The sequence below is a fragment of the Halonatronum saccharophilum DSM 13868 genome (assembly GCF_000517025.1).
In the GTDB taxonomy this organism is placed as follows: domain Bacteria; phylum Bacillota; class Halanaerobiia; order Halobacteroidales; family Halobacteroidaceae; genus Halonatronum; species Halonatronum saccharophilum.
Map to the genome: position 1 here is coordinate 278,306 of NZ_KI912095.1, position 11,593 is coordinate 289,898.

The 11,593-nt window shown below is 34.7% G+C and carries 13 protein-coding genes; 6 read left to right on the forward strand and 7 right to left on the reverse strand.

Annotated elements, in window-relative coordinates:
• From HALSAC_RS0108470 to upp, 6 genes are all read left to right on the forward strand, one after another.
• Positions 1 to 873 (forward strand): L-threonylcarbamoyladenylate synthase (locus HALSAC_RS0108470; RefSeq protein WP_027339906.1); only part of this gene is annotated, 873 nt, incomplete at its 5' end.
• Positions 874 to 1,094: 221 nt separating this feature from the next.
• Positions 1,095 to 1,670: a manganese efflux pump MntP gene (locus HALSAC_RS0108475; protein WP_027339907.1), complete on the forward strand. Its 576-nt coding sequence runs from the start codon at positions 1,095 to 1,097 to the stop codon at positions 1,668 to 1,670.
• 25 nt (positions 1,671 to 1,695) lie between these two features.
• Complete coding sequence (locus HALSAC_RS15445; RefSeq protein WP_051412150.1) at positions 1,696 to 2,421, forward strand: low molecular weight protein arginine phosphatase; 726 nt, start codon at positions 1,696 to 1,698, stop codon at positions 2,419 to 2,421.
• Between the two features lie 129 nt (positions 2,422 to 2,550).
• Positions 2,551 to 2,988, forward strand: coding sequence for a ribose 5-phosphate isomerase B (gene rpiB / locus HALSAC_RS0108485; protein WP_027339908.1), 438 nt, complete (start codon positions 2,551 to 2,553; stop codon positions 2,986 to 2,988).
• Positions 2,989 to 3,003: 15 nt separating this feature from the next.
• A complete protein-coding gene (locus HALSAC_RS0108490; protein ID WP_027339909.1) occupies positions 3,004 to 4,239 on the forward strand; it encodes a serine hydroxymethyltransferase in 1,236 nt (411 codons plus the stop codon).
• Positions 4,240 to 4,303: 64 nt separating this feature from the next.
• Entirely contained in the window at positions 4,304 to 4,933 is a 630-nt protein-coding gene (gene upp / locus HALSAC_RS0108495; protein ID WP_027339910.1) for a uracil phosphoribosyltransferase, read from the forward strand.
• 260 nt (positions 4,934 to 5,193) lie between these two features.
• Here the strand turns inward: upp and HALSAC_RS0108500 are convergent, their stop codons facing one another.
• The 7 genes from HALSAC_RS0108500 to pheA form a co-directional block, all read right to left on the reverse strand.
• Positions 5,194 to 6,390: a SpoIID/LytB domain-containing protein gene (locus tag HALSAC_RS0108500; RefSeq protein ID WP_027339911.1), complete on the reverse strand. Its 1,197-nt coding sequence runs from the start codon at positions 6,388 to 6,390 to the stop codon at positions 5,194 to 5,196.
• Between the two features lie 18 nt (positions 6,391 to 6,408).
• Positions 6,409 to 6,612 (reverse strand): DUF2905 domain-containing protein, encoded by a 204-nt coding sequence (locus HALSAC_RS0108505; protein ID WP_027339912.1) that lies wholly within the window; start codon positions 6,610 to 6,612, stop codon positions 6,409 to 6,411.
• Entirely contained in the window at positions 6,609 to 7,604 is a 996-nt protein-coding gene (gene ruvB, locus HALSAC_RS0108510; protein ID WP_027339913.1) for a Holliday junction branch migration DNA helicase RuvB, read from the reverse strand. The genes HALSAC_RS0108505 and ruvB overlap by 4 nt, the downstream gene beginning before the upstream one ends.
• 31 nt (positions 7,605 to 7,635) lie before the next feature.
• On the reverse strand, positions 7,636 to 8,223 hold the full coding sequence (gene ruvA / locus HALSAC_RS0108515; protein WP_027339914.1) for a Holliday junction branch migration protein RuvA: 588 nt from the start codon (positions 8,221 to 8,223) through the stop codon (positions 7,636 to 7,638).
• Between the two features lie 370 nt (positions 8,224 to 8,593).
• Complete coding sequence (locus HALSAC_RS16480) at positions 8,594 to 9,355, reverse strand: BofC C-terminal domain-containing protein (RefSeq protein ID WP_027339915.1); 762 nt, start codon at positions 9,353 to 9,355, stop codon at positions 8,594 to 8,596.
• A gap of 178 nt (positions 9,356 to 9,533) precedes the next feature.
• Positions 9,534 to 10,298 carry a YebC/PmpR family DNA-binding transcriptional regulator gene (locus tag HALSAC_RS0108525; protein WP_027339916.1) on the reverse strand — a complete coding sequence of 255 codons (765 nt, stop codon included), beginning with the start codon at positions 10,296 to 10,298 and terminating at the stop codon, positions 9,534 to 9,536.
• Positions 10,299 to 10,425: 127 nt separating this feature from the next.
• Positions 10,426 to 11,253: a prephenate dehydratase gene (pheA, locus tag HALSAC_RS0108530; RefSeq protein WP_027339917.1), complete on the reverse strand. Its 828-nt coding sequence runs from the start codon at positions 11,251 to 11,253 to the stop codon at positions 10,426 to 10,428.
• Between the last annotated feature and the right edge of the window lie 340 nt (positions 11,254 to 11,593).

Sequence of the window (11,593 nt, forward strand, 5' to 3'; positions counted from 1 at the left end):
CCTAATGATAACCCATTGATAGTACATATAAATGATAAAGAAGATATAAAACCATTAATAAAGGGTGATTTACCTTCTATAGGAGAAAGGTTAATCGATGAGTTTTGGCCTGGACCTTTAACTTTAGTACTTCCAAAAGGAGAAGGAATACCGGATGTAACTACAGGTGGATTAGATACAATAGCCCTTAGAATGCCTGATCATTCTATTGCTTTAGATTTAATTGCTAAATCAGGATTGCCAATAGCAGCACCTAGCGCTAATTTATCTGGCAGGCCAAGTCCTACCCTTTGTAGTCATGTAGTAGAAGATTTGTCTGGAAGGGTTGATGCTATTATAGATGGAGGGGAGACAGGATTTGGCTTAGAGTCGACAGTCCTTGACCTTTCAAGAGAAGTTCCTATTTTATTAAGGCCTGGTGGTATTACATATGAAGAATTAAGGGCGGTTATAGGTGAGGTTGAGGTAGATCCTGTAGTAATAGGAAAGCAAGAAAAAGACTCGAATAAGGCACTATCTCCAGGTATGAAGTATAGACATTATGCTCCAAAGGCTCAAGCTATTCTAGTAGAGGGAGAGAAGGATAAAGTTATTGATAAGATAATAGAATTGCTTGGAGATAAAGAAGGTAAGTTTGGAGTGATGGCAAGCCAACAATCAGTTAAGAATTATCCTGATGGAGTAGTGGTTAAGTCTATGGGGAGTAGGTATAATTTATCGGAAGTAGGAAGTAATATCTTTAAGATATTAAGAGAGTTTGATCAATTAGATGTTGATAAGATTTTCATTGAAGGAATCTCTGACCAAGGGCTAGGCTTAGCTATTATGAATCGTTTAAGAAAGGCTACAGGTTATAAAATTATTGAAGTTTAGAGAAATATGACCCACTAACTTTGAATATACATTTATAAGGCAAGGATATAAATTAGCTAAAAGTTGATAATTAATACTTGAAATAATGATGATAATATATTCTATGCCTTGTATAAGTATAAAGTCTATAGCTTACTATGTGCAGTTAAATGTCTATCTTTTAGATTAGTTATTTTTGATTGTACATTATAAGCTATAAACTAAAGCTTAGGAGGGTTATAGTGGGTAGAATTGAGTTGTTGGCACTGGGTATTGCTTTGGGAACGGATGCTTTTTCTATAGCTATGGCTATAGGGGTTAGAAGGATAGGTCTTATACTTATAATTAAGCTTAGTTTATTAATTGGAGCATTACATATTATTATGCCTCTTTTAGGTATGGGAGTTGGTTATGTGCTCCATACCTTTTTTGGGAGTTATTACTTTGAAGGAACTATTGATAATATTGCTTCTTTGTTGGGAGCAGGAATATTGATGATCTTGGGTATGGTTATGGTTTATGAAAGTTTAAGTAGTAAGGATATCTGTGATTTAGAATTTTCTTTGCGCGGTTGGCCCTTGCTAGTATTAGCTCTAAGTGTTAGTATAGATGCTCTTTCTGTAGGATTTACTTTAGGTATTTTAAACTCCAGTGTGATAATTAGTAGCTTTATCCTAGGCCTTATTACAACCTTTATGGTTATCCTTGGTCTCTTTATAGGAAATAAAGTAGGCTGTTTACTAAAAGGAAGGGCAGAGGTATTAGGGGGAGTAACTTTGATTTTATTGGGGATACATTTAATGGTGTCTAGTATCTAAAAAATATATAAATGGAGGTGAATTTATGAAAAACTTCCTTTTTGTATGTACAGGCAATACGTGTCGCAGTAGTATGGCTGAAGCCTTATTTAAGAATCTGTTAAAGGGAAAATTGGAAGGTGATTATGAGGTTAAATCAGCAGGTCTAGCTGCCTTTGAAGGTGAAGCAGCTGCTAATCAAGCAATTAAAGTTATGGAAAGTAAAGGTATAGATCTAAGTGATCATAAGACAACTCCTTTAACAAAAGAGTTAATAGAAGAGGTAGATGTAGTGCTAACTATGACTAAGAATCATAAGTCATCTATTATAAATAATTATCCGGATTTTAAAGATAAGGTTTATACTTTAAAAGAGTATGCTGCCAAAGTTGAGGATGTAAATAAGGACACTCAAGAGCTTGAACAACTATATAATTCTATTGAAAGAAAAAGAGAAGATTTTTTAAATCGAAATTCTCAAAAAATTAAAGATTTAGAGAGTAGAAGAAGTGGAATATTAAAAGAACTTAATGCTATTGAAGATGAATTTTCTAAAATAGAAGGAAAATTAAATAATTACATATCTGATGAAAAAAGAAGGTTATTAGAGATAGAGGGCAGTAGAAATATTTTAGATATAGCTGACCCTTTTGGACAACCATTATCAGTTTATCAAGAGTGTGCTAATGAGATCAAAGAAGAGTTAGATAAGATTATAGAAAACCTAAAAAAACAGAAGGATAATAGTAGTACTTTCAAGAATAAAGAATAGGGTAAGGCAGTTGAGAGTTGACAATCAACACCAAAAATCACAAAATCCATAATCATCTTGGTAGAAAAATAAAATAAACAAAGAATCATTTAACGATTCAGACTAAATTAAGTTAAGGAGGTGTTAAATATGAAGATAGCTATAGGTAGTGACCATGGAGGTTATAACTTAAAAGAGAAAGTTAAAGTGTTATTAGACGATTTGGGGTTTGAATATAAAGATTTTGGCCCAGCGAATACAGATTCAGTAGACTATCCAGACTTTGCTCAAGAGGTATCTTTTGGTGTTTCTAGAGGAGCGTTTGAAAGAGGGATACTAATTTGTGGGACTGGGATTGGAATGTCTATTGCAGCTAACAAGGTAAAAGGAGTTAGAGCTGCTCTCTGTCATGATCTATTCTCTGCAAAGGCTACAAGGCAACATAATAACTCTAATATCCTTGCTATGGGAGAGAGAGTTATTGGAAGTGGATTAGCTTTAGAGATAGTAAAGACTTGGTTAGGTGAAGAGTTTGAGGGTGGTAGGCACCAAAGAAGAGTAGATAAGATATTTAAATTAGAAGAGTAGGGAGTGAATATTAAAATGAAAAATTTACTTAAGGTTGATCCTAAGGTAGCAGAAGTAGTAGAGAAGGAAGCAGGAAGACAGAAAAATAATTTAGAGCTAATCGCATCAGAAAACTTTGTAAGTGAAGCTGTTTTAGAGGCAATGGGGACTGTATTGACTAATAAATATGCAGAAGGATATCCTAGTAAGAGGTATTATGGTGGGTGTCACGAGGTTGATAAGGTAGAAGCTTTGGCAATTGAAAGGGCTAAAGAACTTTTTGGTGCTGAACATGCTAATGTCCAGCCTCACTCTGGATCCCAGGCTAATGGTGGAGTTTATTTTGCTTTATTAGAACCTGGGGATACAGTTTTAGGTATGGATTTAAGTCATGGGGGGCACTTAACTCATGGTTCACCTGTTAATATGTCAGGTGGATATTACAACTTTGTTTCCTATGGAGTAAGCAATGATGATGAAAAAATGGATTATGATCAAATTCTTGAGCTGGCAAAGAAAGAGCAGCCTAAAATGATTGTTACAGGGGCAAGTGCTTATTCAAGAGAGATTGATTTTAAGCGTTTTAGAGAGATTGCTGACCAAGTAGGAGCTTACTTAATGGTTGATATGGCTCATATTGCTGGATTAGTGGCTGCTGGGTTACACCAAAACCCTGTGGAGTGGGCGCATATTGTAACTACTACAACTCACAAGACTTTAAGAGGGCCAAGGGGAGGAATGATTCTTTGTAAAGAAGAATTAGCTAAGAAGATTGATAAGGCGATCTTTCCTGGGATCCAAGGTGGTCCACTGATGCATGTTATAGCTGCTAAGGCTGTCTGTTTTAAGGAAGCCTTAAGTGAAGATTTCAAGAATTATCAAGAGCAGGTTGTAAAAAACGCTAAGGTTTTAGCTGCTAAATTAAATGAAAAATTCAGAGTTGTTTCTGGTGGTACAGAGAATCATTTGATGTTAGTAGATTTAACTGACCATGATTTAACTGGTAAAGAAGCAGAAGCGGTTTTAGATGAGGTTGGAATAACAGTAAATAAGAATACCATTCCTTTTGAGACTAGAAGTCCTTTTGTAACTAGTGGTATCAGGTTAGGAACTCCTGCTTTAACTACTAGAGGTATGAAAGAAAGCGAGATGGAGAAGGTAGGAGAACTGATTACTCGTCTTCTATTGGATATAAAGAATGAAGATCTTAAAGATAAGATAAGGGCAGAAGTAAAAGAGTTAGTAAGTGAATTTCCATTATTTAAGAGCTAGGGGTTGTAAGCTCATGACTCATAGCTAACAGCTCACAGCTCAAAAAAGCTTAAGGGGGATAAAAATGAGCGAAGTACATGTAATAGATCATCCATTAATTCAACACAAATTAACCTATTTAAGAAAGAAAGAGACTGGACCTAAAGAATTTAGAGAGTTAGCCAATGAGATATCTACTTTAATGGCTTATGAAGTAACAAGAGAATTGCCGCTAAAAGAAGTGGAGATTGAGACTCCTGTTATGCCAACTACTTCTAAAGTAATATCAGGTAAGAAATTAGCTATAGTACCTATTTTAAGAGCAGGACTTGGAATGGTAGATGGAATTGTTGATTTAATTCCAGCAGCTAAAGTTGGACATATTGGACTTTATCGTGATCCAGAAACTTTAGAACCTGTTGAATATTATTGCAAGATGCCAACTGATATAGAAGCTAGAGAATTATTAGTAGTAGATCCAATGTTAGCTACTGGAGGAACTGCTATAGCAGCTTTGCAATTTGTTAAGGATAGAGGAGCTAAAAATATTAAGTTTATGTGTTTAGTTGCTGCTCCAGAAGGTGTCAAGAAGTTACAAGAATCACATCCAGATGTAGATATTTATACAGCAGCCCTTGATAAGAGGTTAAATGACCATGCTTATATTGAGCCGGGTCTAGGAGATGCTGGAGATAGATTATTTGGTACTAAATAATTAAAAGCAGGGGCTTGCCCCTGTTTTTTTCTATATTAATAAAAGTGACGATTTATAGTAATAAAGCGGAGCTTTATTACTGGTGATGAGTAATCAGTAATGAGTAATGGGTAAAACCTTAAAAAAACAGAAACCCCTTTGTCACCTAAGACTTATAAGAGGTTTTGAGGTTTTGAGATTTTGACTTTACTCATTACTCTTCACTCATTACCCATTACTAGTGGCACGAAAGTGACACTTTATTACTATATAATTTAACTTTAGCGTGTTCCAATCTCAGTCCCTTGGTAGTAGTGGGCCAATATTTGATCATAGCTATATCCCTCTTTAGCCATCTGATAAGCCCCCCATTGGCTCATACCAACACCATGGCCCCATCCGTTACCTACAAATCTATAAGCTCCATCTTTATCTGTTAAATTAAAACTTCTACTTTTTCCTAGATTATTTAAATCAAAAGAAAACCTATTCAAAGGAATTTTAAATCTCAAACTATTATCTCTTTTTATGGCAAATCTAGTACTACGTAGATCCAACCAAGATCTGAATTGATTACTGTTTATACTATAACGACTTCCATCTAAATCATAAACACTTATACTTCTAGGTCGACTTGAAGGTCCTTTGTCCTCCAATTTTATCCTGTCCAAATTTTTAATACTAATTCCTCGGCTCCTCAATATGTTTTCTATCTCTTCTCTAGAATATACCTTCTCCCAACTATAATGAGGAGATTCCGTATCATTAGAAGAAACACTTTGAAGGTAAGGGGTCTCACTCCCCCAAACAGTTGCACCTGCTGCTGTTTGGCCCCCAGCTGTAGAATGATAGACCGCAGAGATTAAATTACCATTATAAACAACTACTTCACCTTCAGTCTCTTTCACAGCTCTTTGAGTCCTTTCATTACTTACACCTACCCCTTTATAAGCTTGAGATCTAACGGTAGCAGAGAGATTATAACCTCTACTTAGGTGTGATTCCAAATTCCTTAGAGCATAGGTTCTAGCTACAACAACTTGAGCCTTTAATGTCTCCATAGGCCAACTTGAGCTCACTTCACTACCAACAACACTAGATAAGTAATTTTTAAAATCAACATAGTTAATAACTGTTAAACCTTGTGGCCTATTTAAAATCTCAATATACCCTTTGTATTCTAACCCATTAACAGAGATTAATGAATTGAAATCCTGAGGATAAATAATTAAAGATTCTGAAGTTAATTGATTATCAGCAAAGCCAATGTTATCACCTTTTTTCTCAAACTGATAGACGTCCTTCTCTGTTAAAGAGATAGATTCACCATTATCTTCAAGAACCCTAAGACCATCTTCAGCACCAATAACACTTTCCTGTACATCATCTAACAGCCCAATCTTAATTATCTCTTGCCCTCTTGCTTGACCTAGCATAACAAAGACTATTAGTACAACCAACAGGACCTTTAATTTCATCTTTTATACCATACCCTTCTATTTAAATAATCTCAAGATTAGCGACACTATTAAACTTATCAATATGCCTGTAGTTATAGGAAAATAAAAAACAAAATTATCACCTTTAATATAAATATCCCCTGGTAATCTGCCAATGGGTAAACCTAACTTAATAAAGAGTCCAACTCCAACAATTATTAAACCAATAAGTATAAGTTGTCCTCCTAATATATTTCTCAACTACTCTTCACCTCAATATCAAAGTGATCATAAGCTAATTTAGTTGCTTTTCTTCCACTAGGAGTTCTGTTTAAATACCCTATCTGCAAAAGATATGGTTCATAAACATCTTCAACAGTCTCTACCTCTTCATTAATTGCAGCTGCTAAAGTAGAAACACCTACTGGACCACCATTAAAATTATTGATTATTGTCAAGAGTATCTTTCTATCTATTCTATCTAAGCCCAATTCATCAACATCCAACCTTTGTAATGATTCATTGGCTATTTGGCGAGTTATAATACCATCACCTTCTATTTGAGCAAAATCCCTTACCCTTTTTAAAAACCTATTTGCTATTCTTGGTGTCCCCCTAGACCTTAAAGCTATTTCCTTTGCGCCTTCCTTCTCAATTCCAACTTGTAAAACTTTAGAAGCCCTCATAATAATCTTAGTTAACTCTTCTTCTTTATAAAACTGTAATCGACTGATTACACCAAACCTATCCCTTAAAGGAGAGGTTAAACTACCTGCTTTAGTAGTAGCTCCTACTAAAGTAAACTTAGGCAGATCTAACCTTACAGATCTAGCTTGAGGACCATTACCAATTATAATATCAAGTGCAAAGTCCTCCATAGCAGGATAAAGCACCTCTTCAATCACTCTATTTAAACGATGAATCTCGTCAATAAATAAAACATCATTAGGTTTTAATTTTGTTAAGACTGCTGCTAAATCCCCTGGCCTTTCTATAGCTGGACCAGATGTAGTCTTAATATCTACTCCCATCTCTTGAGCAATTATATTAGCCAAAGTAGTCTTTCCTAAACCAGGAGGTCCATATAAAAGAACATGATCTAATGGTTCTCCCCTCTCAATGGCTGCTTTAATAAATATACTTAAATTCTCTTTAATCTTCTCTTGACCTATATAGTTAGCTAAATTATTTGGTCTTAAGTTATAATCTAAATCGCCCTGCCTTGAAGCAGGAGAGACAAATCTATCTTCCATAAGTAAATATCCTCCTAAATCAACCCAAATTCTAACCTGAATTCTTCAATCCCTCTTTGATTAAATCTTCAACACTTAATGCATCATCTTCTTTAAATACCTTGGCAATAACTTTAGAGGCTTCTCCGTTTTTATAACCTAAACTTATTAGAGCATCTACTGCATCATTAAATCTATTATCTGTAATAGAAGCATTACTCTCTTCTATTATATTATCAAGGTCTATCTTACCTTGCAACTCTAAAATCAACCTCTTTGCCGTCTTATTACCAATCCCTTTAATCGCCTTTAGAGATTCGATCTCTCCATTGACTATAGCTAATTTAAAGGCATTAACTGAAAGGGTAGCTAATATATTCAATCCTACCTTAGGGCCAATCTTTGAAACACTTAAAAGTTCTTCAAATAACTCCATCTCCTCTATATTAGAAAATCCATATAAAGAAATATTATCTTCCCTTACATAATGGTGTGTATATACCTCTACTTCTTCTCCTACCTTAGGTAATGATTCCTGTATATTGGCTGGCACATATACTTTGTAACCAACACCTTTAACCTCAATTACTATATAATCAACATTATTCCTGATTAATCTCCCTTTTAAGTACGAAATCATCAAAATAACCCTCCCTCCTTTTTTTAAATTCAAGAAGAAAGGGCAAATCCCTCTTCATAAGGGAAAAAAACAACCTGTAAAAAACTGCTTCTCCTCCAGTTTGTCTCTATAGTCTATGACCAAGCCACAGACTATCCACTATCCCTCAATGTTTTAAAGAACAAAAACATCTTGTGAAATCTCAATTTCAAAGGTGCCTCATGGTTTATAAAAAACATAAACCACTTGTGCAATCCCAATTTCAAAGGTGCCCCTACGAATTTTTAAAGCCTTCGGGTTCAAAAACCAAACCCTCCGTGGCAAGCCCACAAAAACTCTTCGTGGGCGGAGTTAGCATTTCTTTTTTGAACTCGATACTTCTTGTGCCGCCCTACTCTTCTATAGCACTAACAAATCCCTCTAACATGCTGAGTAATTCCTCTCTATCCTCTACTTCTATCCCTTTCATCAAATTCTCTTTATCCCTCTCTGATAGTTCATCAACAGGTATATCTTCTCTAAGCTCAATCAATTCTTTTTCACCTAATATCTCACCTCTATAAATTGCTATATATCCATCCTTGATTCCTAAAAAGAAAGCTTTATTTACCTTTACTTCCCTTTCATCCTTATCACTTTCTAAAGTCATTAATCCTTCACCACTCTTCTCTTCTTCAGCTTTTTTAGCTTTATTATGATAGAAATTACCCTCTCCTACATACTCATCCTTACCAAACTCAATTATTTTATCATTATCTAAACCTTCATCTTTACCCTCTCTTAACTTCTCCTCAACTTCTTTAGAGTTCATATCTAAGAAGGGGTTATCTTCTTTTAGCTCTTTGTTCTCACTAAACCAATCTAAGACAAACCCTCCATCTAAACTAATATCTGGTATGCTTTTAATCTTATCATTAAGCCTCTTCTCTTCTCTTTTAATTATATCAACAATATTAAGTGATTTAATAGAAGACCCCTTCTGATCCAATTCTTGATCTAAAGATTCTTTCTCCCTAAACTCCAATATCTCACTATTATAATCCTTTTCTTCTCCCAAATCAAAGCCAAGAAATGAATCCATAGCTAAATAAGTTAGCCCAGCAATAACACCCATAAACAATGGAATAAGAATTAATTTATTTGATCCTTTCATCCTCTCACCCCTTATAGGGGTAGTATTTCCAAAACATTTAATGATTATTATTTAGAATCTATAAAGCTAAGTTGCTGATTTAACACCTTGTGCTAATATAGAAGTACAACCAGTAACAACTTATAACCTCTATACTGAAAAAAGCTCGAAGGTTTCCCTTCAAGCCTTAGTTAATCTATTATATTTCATCCTCGATTTGATCCATAACTTCATCTGGTATATCAAAATTAGCATAAACCTCTTGAATATCATCGTGATCTTCTAAAGCATCGATTAGCTTTAATACCTTCTTAGCATCATTTGGATCATCTAATGATATTTTATTTTCTGGAATCATAGCCACATCACTATCTGTAAACTTATAACCCATATCTTCCAAAGCATCTCTAACACTTTTTAAATCTCCAGGTTCAGTAATTATTTCAACTGCAGCTTCATCAACAGTTATATCCTCTGCCCCTGCTTCTAAGACCGCTAGCATAATCTCATCTTCATCAACTTCGACTTCACTTCTATCGATAATTAGTTGGCCCTTTCTCTCAAACATCCATGCCACACAACCACTTTCACCTAAATTACCACCATTCTTCGATAGAACATGGCGTACTTCAGAAGCTGCCCTATTACGATTATCAGTCATTATCTCCATATATAAAGCTACTCCAGCAGGTGCATAACCCTCATAAACAAATTGTTCGTAGTTAACACCTTCTAACTCTCCAGTACCCCTTTTAATAGCTCTTTCAATATTATCTTTAGGCATATTGGCATCCTTAGCTTTTTGAACAACCAACGCCAAGTCATTATTAATTTCAGGGTCTCCCCCACCCTCTCTTGCTGCAACAGTTATCTTTTTAACTAACTTAGAGAAGAGCTTTCCTCTTGCTTTATCTTCCTTAGCTTTCTTATGTTTAATATTGGCCCATTTAGAATGTCCAGCCATAATAATACCTCCTTATAATTACAATTTCACCTAATTATTTTATCATAAATTTCTATTAATTTCAATTGGTTATTTTCCAGATCTAATCTCCGTATTCTACAGATTTAAAGAACACCTCTTATTAGTACTATTTTATTTCAGCCTTAGGATACGATCCTAACAATTTATACCAAGAAGTCTTATACTGCACCAAATCTAATGCAGCTTTAACTTTATCATCTTCATAATGACCTTCAAAATCTATAAAGAAGATATAATCACCCAAGGCTCTTTTTGCTGGTCTAGATTCAATTCTAGTTAAGTTAATTCCTTTAATTGCAAATTCATGGAGGATATCATAAAGTCCACCAGGGTGGTCTTCTTCCTTAGAAAATATAATAGATGTTTTATGATCACCATCTATCCCACTCTCTTTTTTTGATAAAATAATAAATCTAGTCCAATTCTCTTTGTTATCCTGTATTCTATCAGCTATAACCTCCAACTCATAATGATCTGCTGCTTGACTATTGCCTATAGCTGCCCACCCTTCTTCTAACTTTTGTATCTTCTGAATAGCTTCTGCTGTGCTGTTGCTTATATGTGTTTGATAGCTCTTAACATTACTCTCTAAAAAACCACGACACTGGGCCAACGCTTGGGGGTGAGATATAATATTCTCCACCTCATCCAAACTAACACCATTTTTTGCTAGTAAACTATGGCTAATAGGAATAACAGTTTCACCTATAATCTTCAATTCCATCTCTACTAAAAGATCTAAAGTCAAAGTAACGGCTCCTTGAATTGAATTCTCAATAGGAACTATAGCCTTATCTACTTCTCCCTTAGAAGCACTTTCAAAGAGACTTTTAATATCTTGATAAGCTATATGATCTTTAATATTACTATCATACTCCTTGGCTGCCAACTCAGTAAAGGTACCTGTTGGCCCTAAAAAACCTAGACTACTCACTACTCTCACTCCCTCTATAAATTAAATTTATCTCACTCATGCTCACTTATTCTTAGAAATTTACTTTCTTATAAAAGTAATATGGATTTAATTATTAAAACCAATTAATATTTGGAATTGCAAGGATAAAGTAATCTAAAAACTTAACTATTATTTTTAAAAAATATGGTCGCTTATTGGAACTCCACATTTCCATGGTAGTTTAACCTCCCATATCTCTCAGGATCTATGTCCCTACATTCCTTCGTTCTACCTATCCATGGGTGGAGGCTGGATATGCTCCTCGACAGGGTCTATGCCCATATTGAAATAATTAATTCCAGCTCTTCCAGTCTTCCTT

What these genes read in the sequence shown, in the direction of transcription:
- ruvB (WP_027339913.1), bottom strand. Translation starts at nt 7,604, where the DNA reads ATGGAAGATAGATTTGTCTCTCCTGCTTCAAGGCAGGGCGATTTAGAT.
- HALSAC_RS15445 (WP_051412150.1), top strand. Translation starts at nt 1,696, where the DNA reads ATGAAAAACTTCCTTTTTGTATGTACAGGCAATACGTGTCGCAGTAGT.
- ruvA (WP_027339914.1), bottom strand. Translation starts at nt 8,223, where the DNA reads ATGATTTCGTACTTAAAAGGGAGATTAATCAGGAATAATGTTGATTAT.
- HALSAC_RS0108490 (WP_027339909.1), top strand. Translation starts at nt 3,004, where the DNA reads ATGAAAAATTTACTTAAGGTTGATCCTAAGGTAGCAGAAGTAGTAGAG.
- rpiB (WP_027339908.1), top strand. Translation starts at nt 2,551, where the DNA reads ATGAAGATAGCTATAGGTAGTGACCATGGAGGTTATAACTTAAAAGAG.
- HALSAC_RS0108525 (WP_027339916.1), bottom strand. Translation starts at nt 10,298, where the DNA reads ATGGCTGGACATTCTAAATGGGCCAATATTAAACATAAGAAAGCTAAG.
- HALSAC_RS16480 (WP_027339915.1), bottom strand. Translation starts at nt 9,355, where the DNA reads ATGAAAGGATCAAATAAATTAATTCTTATTCCATTGTTTATGGGTGTT.
- HALSAC_RS0108500 (WP_027339911.1), bottom strand. Translation starts at nt 6,390, where the DNA reads ATGAAATTAAAGGTCCTGTTGGTTGTACTAATAGTCTTTGTTATGCTA.
- upp (WP_027339910.1), top strand. Translation starts at nt 4,304, where the DNA reads ATGAGCGAAGTACATGTAATAGATCATCCATTAATTCAACACAAATTA.